Origin of the sequence: Flectobacillus roseus, assembly GCF_030056595.1 — a bacterium.
GTDB classification, from domain to species: domain Bacteria; phylum Bacteroidota; class Bacteroidia; order Cytophagales; family Spirosomataceae; genus Flectobacillus; species Flectobacillus roseus.
The window spans coordinates 51,986-71,754 of sequence record NZ_JASHIF010000025.1; the positions used below are offsets into that span (position 1 = coordinate 51,986).

Below are 19,769 nucleotides of genomic sequence, written 5' to 3' on the forward strand. Positions count from 1 at the left end.
TTCACTCAATTTCTTGACGTATATTCAAAGCATAAATGATAAGCCTCAAAAAATACTTCTTAAACTCAAAACTCGATCCCAATCATTAAATCAAATTTGAAGATTATGTCAAAGTCACTATCTTATCTGTTTACCATTTTATTGAGCTTGATGCTTATTGACGTGCCAGCTCAGGATATTAGTAAATATAAGTTTTTAGCTTATGGCGCATTACCAGCTTGGACTGGCGTAGCTGTAGACTGGCATACCTCCCCCAAGGTGTATATCTATGACCCCAAAGAAACCCGTGGGCATGCCGAGTTTGTCAATAAAAAGCTTGGTCGAGCCATTGATTTTAAACAGTTTAAAACATTGGCTTCAACCTCAAAAAACCGCCAATATCTTCCTTTTTTTGTGTATGACCTCAGTGCGAAACCCTATGCAGTAGGGGCACAGAAATATACTTATGCTGTAAGAGTTGAAGATTATTCTTATGACGATACTCCTGCCGTAATGGCAAATGATATCATAAAGCTTACCCAACTAATATCAGCTACTTACAAGCAGTTTAAGGGAAAGCCTTTGGTGATAGTCAATACCAAAGAAAAGCATATTTTGAGTCAGCAGGTATTAGAGCCTTTTCTCAAAAAACACCAGTTCAATACCGCTGTGCCGATGAATCTTATCAAGCATTTTGATGGATTTAAAATCGAGGTGCTCAATGAGGTTGTAGCAGTGGGACGGTTAGTGCATGTCAAAAATGAGAAAGAAATGGTAAAGCTGACTCCACAAGATATTGCAATTTTTGAACATATTCCAGAAAGAGTGCCACCATTAGCGGGTATTATTACGCTCGAACCCCAAACGCCACTTTCGCATGTAAACCTTTTAGCCAAAAACCGCAAAACGCTTAATATTTCATTGACAAGCCTTTCGGCTTGGCCAGAGTTAAAGGCAAAAATTGGTCAAATAGTAGAAATAAATCCAAAATTCCAGAAGCTGATTATCAAAACTGTTACGTCAGATTATGCGGCAAAATTTTGGAAAAATAATCAACCTCAAAAAGTAAATATTCCCAATCCTGAATTAACGTTTGAGTCTACCATTCCGCTCAATAAACATTTTAAGCAATATCAGAAAGTCAACTTAATTGGTGCCAAAGCCAATAATTATGCTTTGATTCATGAGTTATTAGGCGAAGAATATGTTTTGCCTGCTTATGCGATTGGTTTTAAGCCGTATATGGATTTATTAACACAAGGAGCTGATAAAGAAATTAACTTTTTTCTGAGTAAAAAAAGCACTTTAAATAAGTCTGAAAAACAAAAAGCGCTTGCTCGAATTCGCAATGTGATTATCAAAAGTACACCAAGTGCGGCCATGCTCGAATCTCTGCGCGGGGTATTGAATAAGTATTTTGCAGGAAAAAAAGTAAAACTACGTAGTTCTACCAATTGTGAAGATTTACCCCAATTCAATGGCGCTGGGTTATATACTTCCAAAGGGTTTAATGTAGCTGATAACGATAAAGTTTTAGCCGAAAAAATCACAAAGGTCTATGCTTCTTTGTGGAATGATGAAGCATTTGAGGAGCGCGAATATTTTGGAATAGATCATAAGAAAGTGGCAATGGCTATTTTGGTAAGTCCAGCCTTTGTTGATGAATTTGCCAATGGGGTGATTTTAGTAACGCCACACGAAAAGAGTGGAAATGTAGATGTATTAGTCAATACCCAGCCCGGAGAAAATGAAGTAGCAAATCCAAAGAAAAATGATAAACCAGAGGCTTTCCTAGTAGGACAAAATGGTGTGGTGAGCTCAATAAAAAGCCATTCAAATATCGGCAAGGTATTTATTGGAAACGAACAAGCTTCTTTACTGCTAAAAGTCTTGAGAATTAATGCTATAAAAGTACACCAAGCCTTAATGAATCGTCAGAAAGAATCAGGCGATAAGCAGCTTTACAGTACTGATATTGAATTTAAAGTGGTTAAAAATACCGATGGGCAATACTTCTTGTATTTCAAACAGGCTCGATTATTACGTAATCATATTTTGCCTGAGTAAAGTATTGGTATAAATAACAAAAACGGCAAAGAGCTATTCTTTGCCGTTTTTGTTTATTTCAAGAAATCAAAACTATACAATAGTTTTGATTTTTAATTCATCCAATTGTTTTGCATCAATTGTAGATGGAGAGTCAATCATTACATCGCGTCCTGAGTTGTTTTTCGGGAAGGCGATAAAGTCACGAATTGAGTCTGAACCACCAAACAATGAGCAAAGACGGTCGAAACCAAAGGCCAAACCACCGTGAGGAGGAGCACCGTATTCGAAGGCATCCATCAAGAAACCAAACTGGTGTTTTGCTTCCTCGTCAGAGAATCCAAGTGTTTCAAACATTTTAGCTTGAAGGTCTTTTTGGAAAATACGAATAGAACCACCACCAACTTCAACACCGTTGATAACCATATCGTAAGCATTGGCACGAATTTTACCTAAATCACCTGATTTCAAGAAGTCGATATCTTCTGGCTTAGGAGACGTGAATGGGTGGTGCATGGCAAACCAACGATTTTCTTCTTCGCTATGCTCCAACAATGGGAAGTCTACAACCCAGTGTACAGAGTATTCGTTAGGATTACGCAAGCCCAAACGGTTACCCATTTCCAAACGCAATTCGTTTAATTGCTTTCTTGGTTTGTCGCCATCGCCACACAAAATCAACAATAAATCGCCTGGTTGTGCATTGGCTGCTTCAATCCATTTTTTCAAATCCTCTTCCGAATAGAATTTATCTACCGAAGATTTGATTGAACCGTCAGCATTGTAACGTACATAAATCAAGCCTTTAGCGCCGATTTGAGGACGTTTTACAAAATCAGTTAATTCGTCTACTTGCTTACGAGTGTATTCAGCGCAACCTTTTGCATTGATACCTACAACTACTGATGCAGCATCGAATACTGGGAAGTTTTTATCAGAAGTTAAATCAACTTCTTCGCTTTTCAACTCATAAAACTCCATACCAAAACGAATATCTGGTTTGTCAGAACCATAATATTTCATGGCATGAGCATACGTCATACGAGGAATTTCGTTGATTTCAAGCCCTTTCAAGTTTTGGAATAATTGACGAATCAAACCTTCGAACATTTGAAGAATATCTTCTTGCTCGATAAATGACATTTCGCAGTCGATTTGAGTAAACTCAGGCTGACGGTCTGCACGTAAGTCTTCGTCACGGAAACATTTTACGATTTGGAAGTAACGGTCAAAACCCGAAACCATCAAAAGCTGCTTAAATGTTTGTGGCGACTGAGGCAAAGCATAAAATTCGCCTGGGTTCATACGTGATGGAACTACAAAGTCACGTGCACCTTCTGGCGTAGATTTAATCAAAACAGGCGTTTCTACTTCGATAAATCCTTGCTTGTCGAGGTACGAGCGTACTTCTTGAGCCATTTTATGACGCAAAATCAAGTTCTGGCGAACAGGATTACGACGTAAATCTAGGTAACGATATTTCATACGAATATCATCGCCACCATCTGTTTCATCTTCAATTAAGAATGGAGGAAGTTTAGCAGGGTTCAAAATGCTTAACTCTGTTACCTTTACTTCAATATCTCCAGTAGGTAATTTATCATTTTTCGAAAGACGCTCAACTACAGTTCCTGTCACCGAAATCACAAATTCACGTCCAAGTGAACGAGCAGTTTCGATGGCTTCTTTTGGCGTTTTACCCTCTTCTAACATCAATTGGGTAATACCATAGCGGTCACGGAGGTCAATCCAAATCATACCACCTTTGTCACGAGTACGTTGTACCCATCCACAAAGCGTTACGATTTCGTTTACGTTAGCGATACGAAGTTCGCCGTTGTTATGAGTTCTTAACATAAGTTTTTGATACGGACGGTATTGTCCGTCTATGTAATCTCTTATTTATGAAAAAATATGGACATACCTGTCCGAGCTAAATAATTCGCAAAATTACAGAATTTGTGGGGTGTCACCCAAAAGAATTTAAAATCTATTTGAGTGGAATCTGTAACTTTCTTTAGGATTTGTAAAAAAATGCCAAGAAAGAAGAGCCTTCTCGCAAGTATTTGTAGGTTCCGCCGTATTGTCTTTTTATTTTTTATGAAAAAAAATCATATTTAAGAAAAATACTACAGACGTATAATGCTCAAACATTCCCTCCAATCTGTAGTTTCATAAGAGGATTGAAATAGATATTTGAAGAGAAAATCCTAACAAAAAAAGAATGAAAAAAGTCGCAATTATAGGAGCAGGTATAGCAGGAATCGCTTCGGCTATTCGATTGGCACACAAAGGATATGCCGTAGAAGTGTTTGAAGCGAACGAATATGCAGGCGGAAAACTCAGTAGTTTTGAGCAAAATGGCTACCGATTTGATGCAGGACCCTCTTTGTTTACCTTGCCACATTTGGTGGAAGAACTATTCCAGTTAGTAGGGCAAAAAGCGTCTGATTTTTTTGAATATGAGCGACTATCTACGATTTGTCACTATTTCTGGGAAGATGGAACTCGACTAAATGCATACGCTGAACCTCCCAAATTTGCACAAGAAGTGGAAAAGGTTCTGGGTATTTCGGCAACGAAAGTAGAAGAGTTTTTAAAAGATAGTGCATTCAAATATGAAGTCTTGGACGGGTTGTTCCTGCAAGATTCTTTACACAAGTTATCCACATGGACTTCGAAAAAGGCCTTACGAGGATACTTAAACCTTCCTAAACTTGGCATTTTTGGAACGATGAATCATGCCAACGAAAGGTATTTTCAACATCCCAAATTGGTGCAACTTTTTAATAGATACGCCACTTACAATGGTTCAGACCCCTATCAAACCCCTGCGACATTGAATATTATTCCACATTTGGAATATAATGTGGGTGCTTTTTTTCCCAAAAAAGGAATGGTCGATATTACCAATGTACTTGTCGATTTGGCAAAATCAATCGGAGTAAAATTCCATTTTCAATACCGCGTAAAGGAAATTCTTACTCAAAATCAGCAAATAATAGGTATTCGAGTTGTATCTCAGGATAGGGGAGAGCAAGAGCTCTTCTTCGATAAGGTGGTTTCTAATATGGATGTTACCCATACCTATCGCAAATTATTACCCCAATCTCCTCATCCTGATAAACTCTTAAATCAACCCAAATCTAGCTCAGGTGTAATTTTTTATTGGGGAGTAAAGAAGGCTTTTCCCGAATTAGGGCTTCATAATATCCTATTTAGTGATGATTATCGGGAGGAGTTTCGAGTGATGTTTGAGGATAAAAAGATTTTCAAGGACCCAACAGTATATATCAACATTAGTTCCAAACACAAGCCAGACGATGCACCAGAAGGTTGCGAAAACTGGTTTGTACTTATCAATGCACCAGCCAACGAAGGACAAGATTGGGATAAATTGATTCAAGACCTGCGCCAGCAAGTCATCGATAAAGTATCTAGAATATTATCTTGTGACTTAGCATCTTTAATTGAAACGGAGTCTATCCTAGATCCAAGGAGTATTGAGCTGAAAACATCATCGGCACAGGGAGCTTTGTATGGAAATTCTTCTAACAATAAATATGCGGCGTTTTTGAGGCATGCGAATTTTTCAAAAAACATCAAAGAATTATATTTTGTAGGCGGAAGCGTACACCCTGGCGGAGGAATTCCTCTGGCCTTATCTTCAGCCAAAATCATGGCAAAGGAACTTTGAAATACCTACTTGCTTACTTAATTAAAGTTTCGGAACTTTGCCGAATCAAAACGAAACCTATGGGTTTTCGAAAAACAAGATTTAGCTATAACAAAATGATTCAACGTACACAAAGTCTTTTATTGGCATTAGTAGTAATTGCCATGGGAGTTGTAATTAGTAGCCCAATTTGGGAAAAAAGTAGTGCTGCACTCAATCAAAAAGTCGTATTGACAGCCAAAGCTTTGGAGCATGCACAAGGTACTACCACTGTAAGCTCAAGCACGATTTATATTGCAATTTTGGCTGGACTAGCAGCTCTTATTGCAGCATTTTCTATTTCTCAATACAAGAAAAGAGTATTGCAAATGTCTTTAGGAGCCTTAAATTCGGCAGTTTTGGCGGGTGTATTAGGCGCTAGTTTTTTCAATGTTTTCAAGGAAGGTATTCCACTTTTCGAACCAGAAAACCAAGGTAACTATGCTTTAGGTTTTTACGCTGGCGTATTTGCTTTATTGGCAAATATGATTGCCAATCGTCTAATCCGTCGCGACGAAATGCTAGTGCGTTCAGCAGATAGAATGAGATAGATTTGAGTGAGGAGTTTAGAGTGTAGAGTGCTGAGTTTTTAAAATATGTACTCAGGAATCCAATAAATCCTGTCTATTGATTGTCAGTAGAGACGCAATACCGTACGTCTTAAACCGAAAAGCATAGCAGTATCAAAAAGGCGGTCGAAAAACAATTTTCGACCGCCTTTTTGATAAATGATTTGACGATAAGTCTAATTTCAAAGTTTGGGATGACTCAGATCTATTTCGAAGAAGATAACAAAAAAAATCTACATCAACTCTTTGCCTTGTGCCTGTTGCCTGATCCCTATCAAAATCTAAACTAGTCCTTCCTTCAACAAATCATGTAAGTGAACAAAACCGATAGGTTTTTGATTTTCTAGTACTACTAAAGAAGTAATATTTTTCTCTTGCATAACTTGAAGAGCTTCTGTAGCGTAAGCATCAGGTTCTATTGTTTTTGGGTTAGCGGTCATAATATCTTTCGCTTCCAAACCTGTCAAAACCTCGTACTTATTCAACATTCTACGAACGTCACCATCAGTAATAATACCCGCCAAAGTACCGTCTGCATTCACAACGGCAGTTGCCCCCAAACGTTTCGAACTGATTTCGACAATAGCATCTTTGATAGATGTATTGTATTGAACAATCGGCAATTCATGATTTGGGTAAATATCACTTACTTTCAAATACAATTTTTTGCCTAAAGCACCACCAGGATGGTATTTAGCAAAATCGGTACTACTAAAGCCACGGCATTCCAATAGACATACCGCCAATGCATCGCCAAGCGCAAGTGCTACCGTTGTACTAGTTGTTGGTGCCAGATTAAGTAAGTCAGCTTCTCTTTCGGCTAATGCATGCAAAATAAAATCAGCGTTTTTCCCTAAATACGATTGAGGATTTGAAACCATCGCAATGAGTTTCACCCCTGTACGCTTAATTAAGGGCACAAGTACCTTAATTTCAGGCGTATCTCCAGATTTAGAAATACACATTACGGTATCTCCATCTTGAATCATACCAAGGTCGCCATGAATAGCGTCGGCAGCGTGCATAAACAAAGCTGGCGTACCTGTCGAATTAAGTGTTGCAACGATTTTTTGAGCAATGATTGCAGATTTTCCAATACCTGTAATCACAAAGCGACCACGACTGTTAAGTAAGTGATTTACACATGATTCAAAATCTGAATCAATTTTATCAATAATTTTTTGTATCGCTTCGGCTTCTTCCTGCAAAACTTTTTTTGCTGTTGATTGAATATTTTTTACTAATTTCAATTTTAGAAACGGTTTTTAATGACTGGTTTTGTATTAATTTTAGTGCAAAGATAAACTATTATATAAGTACAGTCTCACAACCACCAAATATCAATTTTATTCATAACCTCAAATAAGTTTGAAGACAATGAGTGTTAGTCAAGAGACCACCGACTTGTTGAAGGAAAAACTCAAAGAAACCTTCGGTTACAGCCAGTTTCGTGGCGAGCAGGAAGATATCATTAAGAATACTTTAGCAGGAAAAAATACTTTCGTAATCATGCCAACAGGGGCAGGCAAGTCATTGTGTTATCAATTACCAGCCATAGCCACTGAGGGGACTGCTATTGTTATTTCGCCATTGATTGCATTGATGAAAAACCAAGTGGATCAGATGAACGCTTTTGGTATCAATGCGCAGTTTTTGAACTCGTCGCTCAATAAAGCCGAGATGACGAAAGTAAAAAATGATGTAATCAGTGGTCAAGTGAAATTGTTGTACATTGCTCCTGAGTCTTTGACCAAAGAAGATAACCTTGCTTTCTTGAAACAAGCAAAAATTTCTTTTGTGGCCATCGACGAAGCGCACTGTATCTCCGAATGGGGACACGATTTCCGCCCAGAATATCGCCGAATTCGCAGTATTGTCGAAAGCTTAGATAGTACTTTGCCAATTATTGCGCTCACCGCAACTGCAACACCAAAGGTGCAACAGGATATTCAGAAAAACCTGAATATGGATGATGCTACTTTGTTTAAGTCTTCTTTCAACCGCAAAAATTTGTATTACGAAATCCGTGCTAAGCGTGATGATATTGATAAGCAGATTATCAAATTCATCAAGGTGAATCACGGTAAGGCAGGGATTATCTACTGTCTGAGTCGCAAGAAAGTTGAAGAAGTAGCCGAGGTATTGAATGTAAACGGTATCAAAGCGCTTCCTTATCATGCAGGCTTGGATAGCGATATTCGTATGGCCAACCAAGAGGCTTTCTTGAACGAGGAGGCTGAAGTAATGGTTGCTACGATTGCCTTTGGTATGGGTATCGATAAGCCAGATGTTCGTTTTGTAATCCACTACGATGCGCCAAAATCATTAGAAGGATACTACCAAGAAACAGGTCGTGCAGGTCGCGATGGTTTGGAAGGTATTTGTATCATGTTCTATGCAAAAGAGGACATCAACAAACTGGATAAGTTTAACAAAGACAAAACCATCAATGAGCGCGACAATGCCCGCATGTTATTGAACGAGATGGTATCTTACTCTACGCTAGGAGTTTGCCGTCGTCGTCAGTTGCTTCACTATTTTGGAGAGCATGTTGAAAAAGATTGTGGCTATTGTGACAATTGTAAAAAACCAACACCAAAGTTCAAAGTAGAACAGGAGGTAGTTTTGGCATTACAAGCAGCTATTATGACAGGTGAGCGTTTTGACGCCCAGCACTTGGCAGATGTATTGCTTGGTCACAAAAACCAATACGTTACAAGCTACGAGCATCATAAATTAGATATTTTTGGAAAAGGGAAAAGCTACTTCAAACTTCAAGCCGACGACGATGAGGACGAGGAAGATGAGGAAGACGAAGAAGTAGAATACTCAGATGAGGAAGATGAGGATGGAAATCCGATTCCGAAACCTAAAGCTAAAAAAGCGCCAAAAACAACTAAGAAAAAAGCACAGCAACAAGAACCTGTAGAACAATGGTTGTCGGTTATTCGTCAAATCACTGTTTTAGGATACTTAGAAAAAGATATTGAAAACTACGGTATCTTGAAAGTATCTGAAAAAGGTCATGCTTTCTTGAAGGATTCTTTCCCATTAACGCTTTCGAAAGATCACGACTACGAAAACGAACATATTGAGGAAGAAGACGAAAAAGAATCATTGGCTGGTGGCGGCGGTTCGTACGATGCTGCATTGTTCGAATTGTTGAAAAACCTTAGAAAGAAAATTGCGAAAGACAAAAATTTGCCTCCTTACGTAATTTTCCAAGATCCTTCTCTCGAAGAAATGGCCACAACGTATCCTACTACCAAAGAGGATATGGCTCAAATCAACGGTGTGGGTATGGGTAAAGTAGTGAAATTTGGTCGTCCGTTTATTGACTTAATCAAAAAGTACGTAGAGGATAACGAAATAGAAACTGCTACTGAGGTAGTCGTAAAATCGACAGTTAATAAGTCAAAAATCAAAATTCATATTATCCAGCAGGTAGACCGCAAAGTAGATTTGGACATTATTGCCGAACAAAAAGAATTGGCAATGGAAGACCTCATCGAAGAAATCGAGCATATCTGTTATTCGGGAACAAAACTCAACTTGGATTATTATATCAATCAAGTAGTGGAGCCAGACAAGCAAGACGAAATCTATGACTATTTCTTGCATGCCGAAACCGATAATATTGCAGTAGCATTAGATAAATGTGGAATTGATGATATTACAGAGGAGGAATTACGCTTAATGAGAATTAAATTCTTGAGCGAACTTGCCAACTAGATTATCAAAAAAATAAAACAAAGAGGTATTAAGAAAACCTTGTTCAAGCATTTTAAATAAACAAACTATAGGTTTAAGGAATAAAAAGTCGATAATATTTGTTGGCAATTTATGACTTCAAACACATCTTCAAAATCTTCCAATTAATAAGATTCTGATAGTTTTGTTAAAAATGCTGAGCTAGGATTTCATAAATGCCTCTTTGTGCGTTAATTTTGCTATCCCTTTGTACTCAATTCAATTTCAAACAAATAGTCTTATTTAAAGGCTGTTTATTTTAGATTAACCAATTCAATGAACATACTAATTTTAGGCTCGGGCGGACGTGAACACGCATTTGCTTGGAAAATCGCTCAAAGCCCCCTTTGCGAAAAATTATTCGTAGCTCCAGGTAATGCTGGCACAGCTGCTATTGCTACAAACTTGGCTGTTGGCTTCAATGATTTTGAAAAAATCGCAGAGCAAGTATTAGAAAATCAAATCGAACTAGTAATTGTTGGCCCTGAAGAACCACTTGTAAGAGGTGTTCGTGACTATTTCCAAAGTCGCCCAGATTTACAACATGTTTTGATGGTAGGACCAGACTCGAAAGGGGCAATGCTAGAAGGTTCGAAAGATTTTTCGAAAAACTTTATGGTAAAATATGGTATCCCTACTGCAAAATCACAAACTTTTACGAAAGATACACTAGAGGATGGTTTAGCATATTTGGCTACCCAAAAGCTTCCTATCGTATTAAAAGCTGATGGACTAGCAGCAGGTAAAGGAGTTATTATTGCCCAAACATTAGAAGAAGCTCAAACATCACTTTCTGAAATGCTTGTTGACGCCAAATTTGGCGATGCTAGTAGTAAAGTGGTAATTGAAGAGTTTTTGACGGGTATCGAACTTTCGGTATTTGTCCTTACTGATGGAGAATCATACAAAATTCTTCCTGAAGCAAAAGATTACAAACGTATCGGCGAAGCAGATACAGGTTTGAATACAGGTGGTATGGGAGCTGTTTCGCCAGTGCCTTTTGCTACCGAAAAATTTATGCAATCTGTTGAAGAAAATATCGTTAAACCTACACTAACTGGTTTACAGGCAGAAGGTATCAAGTATAATGGTTTTATCTTCATCGGTTTGATGAATCACGAAGGAGAACCTATCGTGATTGAATACAACGCACGTATGGGCGACCCAGAAACAGAGGTTGTTCTACCACGAATCGAGTCAGATTTATTAACTCTTATGATAGCAACCGCTAAAGGCGAATTGGGGCAAGCAGAGTTTTCTGTAAGCAAACAACACGCCGTAACTACCGTAGTTGTGGCAGGAGGCTATCCGGGTGACTATAACAAAGGTGATGTAATTGTAGGTTACGAAAACGTAGAAGATGCCTCAATTTTCCATGCTGGTACCAAACTTGATGGAAACCTTGTAGTGACAAATGGTGGTAGAGTAATGGCTCTGACTGGAATGTCTAATACATTAGAAAGAGCTATCCAAAAATCACAAAAAGCGGCTAGTACTATCTCATTTGAAGGTAAGTATTATCGTCGCGATATTGGTTTGGACGTGCTCAGGTATAGTTAGTCGCTGAACCTCTTTGATGGAGTTAAGGAAGAACATAAGACAGTCTAAGGCTGAAAAACTTGAATTTCACTTAGTCCAAAAGAGATCAGTGTTTCACTGAGTTTTGAGCCATAGTAAAAAAGATTTCAGGAAATATATTCCAAAGTCAAACCTTACTTATCCTCATTATCTCGTTCACTTTTGAAGATATATGGGATGCAAATCATGTTCCACAGGTAGTTGTGGTACTCGTAATAACAATGGTGCTGTAAGTGGCTGTAAAAACAACGGTGCTTGTAGTACAGGTGGGTGTAATAAAATGAACGTATTTGACTGGTTGTCGAATATGGAAGTGCCCGCATTTAGTAAGTTTAATATCATCGAGGTAAAATTTAAGGGTGGTCGTAAAGAATATTTTCGAAATGTCAATCAAATCGAATTATACGCTGGCGACCCTGTAATTGTAGATGTGCCAAACGGGCATCATCTTGGCTTTGTTTCGCTTCAAGGTGAATTAGTTCGCCTTCAAATGTTGAAAAAAAGTATCAAAGATGATGAAAATGTTCGTGTAGTTTATCGCAAAGCCAACGATAAAGACTTGGAAAAACATGAGCAAGCCATCGCTCGTGACTTGCCAACGATGTATCGTACTCGCGAGATTATCAAAGAACTTAAATTAGATATGAAGTTGTCTGATGTTGAGTTCCAATCGGATAATACCAAAGCGATATTCTATTACTCGTCCGACGACCGTGTAGACTTTCGTGAGCTTATCAAAATTTTGGCAAGCGAGTTCAAAGTCAGAGTAGAAATGAAGCAAATCTCTTTGCGTCAAGAAGCTGCTCGTGTGGGAGGAATTGGCGTTTGCGGTCGCGAACTTTGTTGTTCGACGTGGTTAACGGACTTCAAAAACGTAACTACTTCGGCTGCTCGTTATCAAAATCTTTCATTGAATCCTGTGAAATTATCGGGACAATGTGGTCGTCTGAAATGTTGTCTCAACTATGAGCTTGAGACTTACATGGATGCCCTCAAAGATATTCCGACTATCGAGAAGCCTCTACAAACTTTGAAAGGCGAAGCGCTTTTACAAAAAACAGACATCTTCAAACGTGTCATGTGGTTTGGGTATCGTGGCGAAGAAAGTAACTGGATTCCTGTGACTGTCGATAAAGTGAGAGAAGTTGTTGAGCTAAATGAAAAAGGCATTCAACCTCAATCTTTAGACGTAATGGAGAGCACACCAGCTTCTTTAGATTTAGATAAGGCAAGTTCTGGATTGAATGCTGACTTGGACAAAATGGACAAGAAATACAGCAACAATAAGAAAAAGCCTCATAATAAAGCTAAACAAAACGATAAACACCAAGAGGTTAAATCTGAACGCAGAGAACATAAGCATGAGAGAAAAGACCCTCGTGTGGATGTTTCTGACAAAAAAGAGAAAGCTGTAGTTGTGGATAAAAAGCCGCAGCAACAACCTCAACACAATAACCAAAAGGGTAATAATCATAATAAGCATCAAGCTAATCATCATAAAAACCCTCAGGCAAAGGCTCAGCCACAGCAGCCCAACAATGCTAATGCTCCTAAGGTTAACCCAAATCAAGGGAATAACCCTAATAATCCACAACAAGGAGGACAGCAAGCAAAACAGGTTCATAAGCCTCAGCAAAACAATCCTCAAGGAGCTAATAAAAATGGGAAAGGAAATCATAATCGTCCGCCACATCAACACAAAAATGGCAAGAATGATAACAATAAACCTTCTCAAAGCTAGTTGAAAGAGTAATACCCATTTTCACAAAATAGAAGGTGAACTCATTATATAAATAAAAAAGGAGTTTGGGCGAGAAATGAAACATTTCAAATCCAACTCCTTTTTTTAATCCATCGTACTCTTATGTTCCTCAAAAGTTTGAAATCGAAAATTTTTATTGGAAGTATTTTATTGGCAACGGCCATGTCAGCTTGTGATTCAAATACTATTTTGAAAGATAATTACAACATTGCCGACGCCAAATGGTTTATTAAAGATACCCCCGAATTCGAATTCAACGTCGATGACACAACAATGACCTATAATGTGTTTTACAATGTTCGTAACAATCGTTCATATCCCTACTATAACCTTTATTTGACGCATTATTTATCTGATGATAAAGGAAAAGTAATTCATCAAAAATTGGATGAATTAGTACTTTTTGATCCAAGTACAGGTAAAAAGCTAGGAGAAGGCTTAGGCGATGTGTATGATCATAAAATTTTGGCGTTTAAAGGTTTCTCTTTTCCCAAAAAAGGAAAGTATAAAATTCAGGTAAAACAATATATGCGCCAAAATCCCCTTGCTGACATTGTCAGCGTAGGTTTTACCATCGAAAAAGCAGGCATTAAGTAATAAGGCTGAATTATAAGTTGTGAATCAGAACTGTACGAAGGATTCCAAACTATTGCTGATTTGGGATTTTTGATTTCGGAAATAAAGTGAAATACCTTTATTTTTTACAAAATATAGAAGCTTACACTTCCGAAATCCAACATCCGATATCCGAAATAAATGGTTTTATAATCCTTCGTACAGTACTAACTTCATATCCACAATTATCTAATTTAAGTTTGTACAATTACAAAAATAATAAGGCAAAATAAAATTGCATTATTGGGCTTTCGGCAGTTGGCTATGGGCACTCGGTAAAATGTTTCTATGGTTTTCTGAGAATTTAGCCTAATGCCTACTGCTAATCGCCAACCGTACATACCCATTGGTTTTAAGCAGATACTAATCACATGCAAAAGTTTTTACCACTGTTTCCGCTCAATTTAGTGGTTTTTCCTTTGGAAGACCTCAATCTTCATATTTTTGAACCTCGCTATCGTCAGTTGATAAAAGATACTATTCAACAAAACTCAACCTTTGGAATACCTGCCTTTATTGATGGTAAAATGCAAGGTTTTGGGACAGAAGTAAAGATTACATCCGTTTATAAAGCATATGATGATGGTAGGATGGATATCAAAACACAAGGTGTTAGAGTATTCAGAATTTTAGATTTTCAGAATCCTGTAGCAGGGAAGTTGTATGCAGGAGGTGAAGTAGAAGTTCTAAAAGACCCAGAAATTACACCACCTGTTTTACCACAATTATTGGAGCAAATAAATGATCTTTACGCGCTTCTTGGAGAAGACAATAAATTTAATATTCAAAAACCACAGCCCTATTCTTTCCAAATAGCCCACAAAATAGGTTTATCGATAGAGAAAGAATATGAGTTGCTCAAAATGCCAACAGAAGCCGAAAGACAGGCTTATATCTCAAAACATTTGGAAAAGGTCTTGCCAGTCTTACAAGAATTGGAAAGAACCAAAGAGCGTATTCGCATGAATGGGCATTTTAAGAACTTAGACCCACTGAATTTTTAGGAAAATTCACGGGATGAAGCGTGAGTCATCCCGAATTTAGTGATTTAGCGAATGAGTGATTATGTTAAAATTTGTATTCTCGTGGTAGAGACGCAATAATTGCGTCTTATACTGAGTAAAATTCAGTATGGGAGCATCAAAAAGCGGTCGGAAAATATTTCCCGACCGCTTTTTTGATGAAAACTTGGAGGATAACCCCAATCTTAAAATTCAGTATGACTCATATTAATGCTTCAATTTATCTTTGAAAGCCTTTTTAAACTTGTCTAGTTTTGGCTTAATCACAATTTGGCAATAGGGTTCATAGCCATTTTGATTAAAGTAATCTTGGTGATAATTTTCAGCTGGATAAAATGTCGAAAAGGCACTGATTTCCGTTACTATAGGATTTGGAAAAACGTGCTCGGCGTTAAGTTTTTCTTTCCAGTATTCTGCCAACTGCTTTTGTTCGGCGTTATGGTAAAACACTACCGAACGATACTGTGTACCTTCGTCGGCTCCTTGGCGGTTTAGGGTAGTTGGGTCATGAGTTTTCCAGAAAACCTCTAAAAGCTCTTCAAAAGTAATTTTTTGAGGGTCATAGGTAATCTGACAAACTTCGGCGTGTCCAGTAGTACCAGTACAAACGGCACGGTAGGTAGGGTTTGGAACTGAGCCTCCAGAATAGCCAGACACAACTTTTTCGACACCTTCGAGGTTTTGGAACACGGCTTCGACACACCAAAAGCACCCAGCACCGAAAGTTGCTATTTCCGTTTTGCCACTCGGTTTATCTTTTTCTTTGTTCTCCATTTTAGTATTTTTCTGATTTTCAGGTTTTTGAGCACATGAAATATTTACTACTAATGTTAATATTCCAAGAACAATGGCACTAATTTTTCTTTTCATAATTGATAACATTTAAAACTTGATGTAAGTTTGCAATCTTTTTAAAGATGTTTTGTCTTCTTTCCGACAAAACTCAACAACGACTCGATAATCTTCTCATTATTTATGGATAACGATTTGTTAACGCAAAAACCCAAAACAACATCTCAAGAAATGAAAAAACTTACCTACTTTCAAGCGCTTGCGAAAAGCTGGAAAGCAGGTTTTCAAACAGTTGATTTTAGTGTAAAGATAATTTTAACCTTGGGAATTTTAATTATCGGAGCTACACAGTTTCCGAGTTACTTGAACCATATCCAAAAACGACCAGGAGTCGCTCTCGAGGATTTAGTGTTGAATGCCTTGCCTTCAATGGACGTATCTGTACCTATATTTACGGTATTGTACAGTATTTTGATTTTCTCATTAATACAAAGTCTAAAAAAGGCTGAAGTGTTTTTACTTTATGCTATTACTTACGTTTGCGTAACGATTTTTCGTATGGTAACCATCACTTTGGTACCGCTTGATGCACCCGCTGGATTAATCAATCTGGCAGACCCTTTTGCCGAAGCAGCGGTGTACGGTACAGCTTCGCCTGTAACCAAAGATTTATTCTTTTCGGGACATACCGCTACAATGGTGCTCATTTGGATTATCATTGAAGGGCGTATAGCTAAAATCTTGGCTGGTATCACCTGTATTTTAATCGCTTTTTTCCTACTTTTACAACATGTACATTATACGGCCGATGTGATTGCTGCATTTGCATTTACCGTTGCTTCGTATGAATTGGCTAAAGTAATCAAGAAGTGGCATTGGATTCCATTTTCGGCGGTAATGCTGACTTTGTTTGCTTTACTTTTGACAGTATTTCGTCATGCAGCAGTCATGTACCCATAACTTAATTGTGAATGCTGAATGAGAACTGTACAAAAGGTTAACTGTTTATTTCGGATATCGGATGTTGGATTTCGGAAGTTTAGTTTATTTCCGAAATCCCCAATCTACAATTGTTAGAAATTCTTTGTACATGACTAGTAGTGAATTGTGAATGGAGTTTTTAATGACTAGCCGTAAGCTCATAGCCGACTGCCGAAAGCCAAATATTGCATGAATACTTTTCAATAAATATATAAATCCCAATCTGATAGAATGGCTCTTAATTACCTCTGGATTGCATTTTTTTTGATTGCCTTTATTGTGGCTTTGCTCAAGTTGATTTTCTTAGGCGACACCGAAATTTTTAAACTGATTGTCGATGGTATGTTCGACTCAGCCGAAACTTCGGTCATGAACATTGCACTTCCGTTAGCTGGGGTAATGACATTCTTTATGGGTTTGCTAAATATTGGTGAAAAAGCTGGTGCCATCAACTTTTTGGCTCGTATTGTCGGACCATTTTTTAATCGTCTTTTTCCTGAAGTTCCTAAAAACCACCCAGCAAGTGGACAAATGATTATGAACTTCTCTGCCAATATGTTAGGGCTTGACAATGCTGCTACGCCTTTTGGGCTAAAAGCAATGCAAAGTTTACAAGAACTAAATCCTAGCAAAACGGTAGCTTCCAATGCCCAGATTATGTTTATGGTATTGCACAGTGCAGGCCCCGTTTTGATTCCGTTAAGTATTATGGCTCAGCGGGCGATTTATGGTGCCAAAGACGCCTCTGATATTTTTATTCCATGCTTGATTGCTACTTATGTTGCTACGGTGACGGGACTTTTATTTGTCTCTTTCAAGCAAAAAATAAATCTCTTAGACAGAGTTATCATCACATGGCTGGGAGGTATTACGGCTGCTATTGGGTTATTGCTTTGGTATTTATCAAGTATTCCGAAAGAACAAATCGAAATCTTTTCGAAGGTGTCGAGTAATATGATTTTGTTTGGCTTAATCATTTCGTTTTTACTTGGTGCATTGCGTAAAAAAGTTGACATTTTTGACGCTTTTATCGAAGGTGCAAAAGGTGGTTTTGAGACTTCTGTTCGTATTATTCCTTATTTAGTAGCCATGTTGGTAGCGATTGGGGCATTGCGTAACTCAGGAGCTTTGACTTGGATTGTTGATGGGATGAAATACTTATTTGCACTGACCAATATCAATACCGACTTTACAGATGCGCTTCCAACAGCTCTGATGCACCCATTGAGTGGAGGTGGCTCAAGAGCCATGATGATCGATACCATGAAAACCTTTGGTGCAGATTCTTTTGCGGGTAGATTGGCATGTGTATTCCAAGGTTCGGCAGATACGATTTTTTATGTGATCGCTTTGTACTTCGGTTCGGTCAATATCAAGGAAACACGCTATACGCTTTGGGCAGGCTTAACAGCAGATTTAGCTGGTATTATCACAGCGATTCTGGTGAGTTATTTGTTTTTCCACTAAAAAAATAAATTGATTACCTTTGATTTTCGGTTTTTGATTTTCCATAAAATTATCTCAAAATATTGGACTTAAGTACAAGTAAAATAGCAATAATCGGTCTTGGATATGTAGGGCTTCCATTGGCTGTTGAGTTCGGGAAAAAATTTCCAGTGATAGGTTTTGATATTAATCAAAGTCGTATCGATGAACTTTCAAAAGGTTATGACCGCACACAGGAAGTAGAGACCGAAAATTTACAGTCTTCTACACAACTTAGTTTTTCAGCCAATATCAATGATCTGGTTGACTGCAATGTGTTTATCGTAACCGTACCTACGCCGATAGATCGTTTCAAAAAACCTGATTTGATTCCTTTGATCGCGGCCAGCAAAACCGTAGGAAAGGTTCTCCGTAAAGGCGATGTGGTGATTTATGAATCAACAGTATACCCAGGTTGTACAGAAGAGGATTGTGTACCAATTTTGGAAAAAGAAAGTGGTTTAGTTTTCAACCAAGACTTCTTCTGTGGCTATTCTCCAGAACGTATCAACCCTGGTGATAAGGTAAATACTTTGACCAAAATCAAAAAGGTTACTTCTGGCTCAACGCCTGAAGTGGCACAATTTGTGGATAGTTTGTATGGCTCAATTATTACAGCAGGTACGTATTTGGCGACTTCTATCAAAGTAGCAGAGGCATCAAAGGCGATTGAAAATGCTCAGCGTGATGTCAATATCTCGTTTGTGAATGAATTGGCTTTGATTTTTGATAAAATGGGCATTGATACTACCGAAGTATTAGAGGCAGCAGGGACAAAATGGAACTTCCTCAAATTCAAACCGGGTTTGGTAGGTGGTCACTGTATTGGCGTAGACCCTTATTATTTACTTCACAAGTCCGAAAGTTTGGGGTATTATCCTCAGGTGATTCTTTCGGGTCGTCGTGTCAATGATAACATGGGGATTTTTGTAGCCAATAAACTGGTGAAACTGTTGATTAAAAAAGGACATAAAATCGATGGTTGTAAAGTTTTGATTTTAGGTGTTACTTTTAAGGAAAACTGCCCAGATATTCGTAACTCTCGTGTGATTGATGTGTATAACGAATTAAAAGAGTTCGGAATTGATGTGGATGTATATGACCCTTGGGCCGACAAACACGAAGTTGCGGAGGAATACGGCATTCAGTTGCTCGACCAGTTGGGTACTGACTACGAAGGTATTTTGCTATGCGTATCGCATAATGAGTTCGCAAGTTTAGATATTGAAGCACTCAAAGGTGAAGACGCCGTGATTTATGATATTAAATCTTTCTGGGATAAATCATTCTCTGATGCGAGACTGTAGGGTATTGAGTGAATTGGTGAATGGTAATTTAGTGATTGATTTTGATAAAAATCAGTAGAGACGCAATACTTTGCGTCTTCAATAGCTATAAATATGAGTCATTCTTAATTTTTAAATTAGGGCTATTCTCTAAAAAAAGCGGTCGAAAATTGTTTTCTCGACCGCTTT

Annotated in this window: 14 protein-coding genes; 11 read left to right on the forward strand and 3 right to left on the reverse strand. The window is 38.0% G+C overall.

What is annotated here, in order from left to right; all coding sequences use genetic code 11:
- Window positions 1-105 precede the first annotated feature (105 nt).
- On the forward strand, window positions 106-2,046 hold the full coding sequence (locus QM524_RS22745; protein ID WP_283346375.1) for a PEP/pyruvate-binding domain-containing protein: 1,941 nt from the start codon (window positions 106-108) through the stop codon (window positions 2,044-2,046).
- A gap of 72 nt (window positions 2,047-2,118) precedes the next feature.
- Here QM524_RS22745 and aspS read toward each other — a convergent pair whose 3' ends face one another.
- A complete protein-coding gene (gene aspS, locus QM524_RS22750) occupies window positions 2,119-3,882 on the reverse strand; it encodes an aspartate--tRNA ligase (protein ID WP_283346376.1) in 1,764 nt (587 codons plus the stop codon).
- Between the two features lie 367 nt (window positions 3,883-4,249).
- Here aspS and crtD point away from each other — a divergent pair, with 367 nt between their 5' ends.
- The gene (gene crtD, locus QM524_RS22755; RefSeq protein ID WP_283346377.1) at window positions 4,250-5,722 is read left to right on the forward strand and encodes a 1-hydroxycarotenoid 3,4-desaturase CrtD; all 1,473 of its coding nucleotides are present in this window, start codon (window positions 4,250-4,252) and stop codon (window positions 5,720-5,722) included.
- Between the two features lie 95 nt (window positions 5,723-5,817).
- A complete protein-coding gene (locus QM524_RS22760) occupies window positions 5,818-6,291 on the forward strand; it encodes a DUF4293 domain-containing protein (RefSeq protein ID WP_283346378.1) in 474 nt (157 codons plus the stop codon).
- Between the two features lie 299 nt (window positions 6,292-6,590).
- Here QM524_RS22760 and QM524_RS22765 read toward each other — a convergent pair whose 3' ends face one another.
- Window positions 6,591-7,559: a KpsF/GutQ family sugar-phosphate isomerase gene (locus QM524_RS22765; protein WP_166549926.1), complete on the reverse strand. Its 969-nt coding sequence runs from the start codon at window positions 7,557-7,559 to the stop codon at window positions 6,591-6,593.
- A 127-nt stretch (window positions 7,560-7,686) separates the two neighbouring features.
- Here QM524_RS22765 and QM524_RS22770 point away from each other — a divergent pair, with 127 nt between their 5' ends.
- From QM524_RS22770 to QM524_RS22790, 5 genes are all read left to right on the forward strand, one after another.
- Window positions 7,687-10,041: a RecQ family ATP-dependent DNA helicase gene (locus QM524_RS22770; RefSeq protein WP_095161238.1), complete on the forward strand. Its 2,355-nt coding sequence runs from the start codon at window positions 7,687-7,689 to the stop codon at window positions 10,039-10,041.
- A gap of 294 nt (window positions 10,042-10,335) precedes the next feature.
- Entirely contained in the window at window positions 10,336-11,619 is a 1,284-nt protein-coding gene (gene purD, locus QM524_RS22775) for a phosphoribosylamine--glycine ligase (RefSeq protein ID WP_095161239.1), read from the forward strand.
- Between the two features lie 190 nt (window positions 11,620-11,809).
- Window positions 11,810-13,378 (forward strand): PSP1 domain-containing protein, encoded by a 1,569-nt coding sequence (locus QM524_RS22780; protein ID WP_283346379.1) that lies wholly within the window; start codon window positions 11,810-11,812, stop codon window positions 13,376-13,378.
- Window positions 13,379-13,516: 138 nt separating this feature from the next.
- Window positions 13,517-13,996 (forward strand): gliding motility lipoprotein GldH, encoded by a 480-nt coding sequence (locus tag QM524_RS22785; RefSeq protein ID WP_229362745.1) that lies wholly within the window; start codon window positions 13,517-13,519, stop codon window positions 13,994-13,996.
- A 389-nt stretch (window positions 13,997-14,385) separates the two neighbouring features.
- Entirely contained in the window at window positions 14,386-15,018 is a 633-nt protein-coding gene (locus QM524_RS22790; protein ID WP_283346380.1) for an LON peptidase substrate-binding domain-containing protein, read from the forward strand.
- A 225-nt stretch (window positions 15,019-15,243) separates the two neighbouring features.
- Here QM524_RS22790 and msrA read toward each other — a convergent pair whose 3' ends face one another.
- Window positions 15,244-15,906, reverse strand: a complete 663-nt coding sequence (gene msrA, locus QM524_RS22795) for a peptide-methionine (S)-S-oxide reductase MsrA (protein WP_166577323.1) — start codon at window positions 15,904-15,906, stop codon at window positions 15,244-15,246.
- 153 nt (window positions 15,907-16,059) lie between these two features.
- Between msrA and QM524_RS22800 the strand changes: the two genes are divergently transcribed.
- The 3 genes from QM524_RS22800 (at window position 16,060) to QM524_RS22810 (ending at window position 19,601) form a co-directional block, all read left to right on the forward strand.
- Window positions 16,060-16,788: a phosphatase PAP2-related protein gene (locus QM524_RS22800; RefSeq protein WP_176464358.1), complete on the forward strand. Its 729-nt coding sequence runs from the start codon at window positions 16,060-16,062 to the stop codon at window positions 16,786-16,788.
- A gap of 252 nt (window positions 16,789-17,040) precedes the next feature.
- Window positions 17,041-18,276 carry a nucleoside recognition domain-containing protein gene (locus QM524_RS22805; RefSeq protein ID WP_283346381.1) on the forward strand — a complete coding sequence of 412 codons (1,236 nt, stop codon included), beginning with the start codon at window positions 17,041-17,043 and terminating at the stop codon, window positions 18,274-18,276.
- 59 nt (window positions 18,277-18,335) lie between these two features.
- Window positions 18,336-19,601 (forward strand): nucleotide sugar dehydrogenase, encoded by a 1,266-nt coding sequence (locus tag QM524_RS22810; RefSeq protein ID WP_388046864.1) that lies wholly within the window; start codon window positions 18,336-18,338, stop codon window positions 19,599-19,601.
- The last annotated feature ends 168 nt before the right edge of the window (window positions 19,602-19,769 follow it).

Coding starts and splice junctions, on each gene's coding strand:
- QM524_RS22745 (WP_283346375.1), top strand. CDS start 106: ATGTCAAAGTCACTATCTTATCTGTTTACCATTTTATTGAGCTTGATG.
- aspS (WP_283346376.1), bottom strand. CDS start 3,882: ATGTTAAGAACTCATAACAACGGCGAACTTCGTATCGCTAACGTAAAC.
- crtD (WP_283346377.1), top strand. CDS start 4,250: ATGAAAAAAGTCGCAATTATAGGAGCAGGTATAGCAGGAATCGCTTCG.
- QM524_RS22760 (WP_283346378.1), top strand. CDS start 5,818: ATGATTCAACGTACACAAAGTCTTTTATTGGCATTAGTAGTAATTGCC.
- QM524_RS22770 (WP_095161238.1), top strand. CDS start 7,687: ATGAGTGTTAGTCAAGAGACCACCGACTTGTTGAAGGAAAAACTCAAA.
- purD (WP_095161239.1), top strand. CDS start 10,336: ATGAACATACTAATTTTAGGCTCGGGCGGACGTGAACACGCATTTGCT.
- QM524_RS22780 (WP_283346379.1), top strand. CDS start 11,810: ATGGGATGCAAATCATGTTCCACAGGTAGTTGTGGTACTCGTAATAAC.
- QM524_RS22790 (WP_283346380.1), top strand. CDS start 14,386: ATGCAAAAGTTTTTACCACTGTTTCCGCTCAATTTAGTGGTTTTTCCT.
- msrA (WP_166577323.1), bottom strand. CDS start 15,906: ATGAAAAGAAAAATTAGTGCCATTGTTCTTGGAATATTAACATTAGTA.
- QM524_RS22800 (WP_176464358.1), top strand. CDS start 16,060: ATGAAAAAACTTACCTACTTTCAAGCGCTTGCGAAAAGCTGGAAAGCA.
- QM524_RS22805 (WP_283346381.1), top strand. CDS start 17,041: ATGGCTCTTAATTACCTCTGGATTGCATTTTTTTTGATTGCCTTTATT.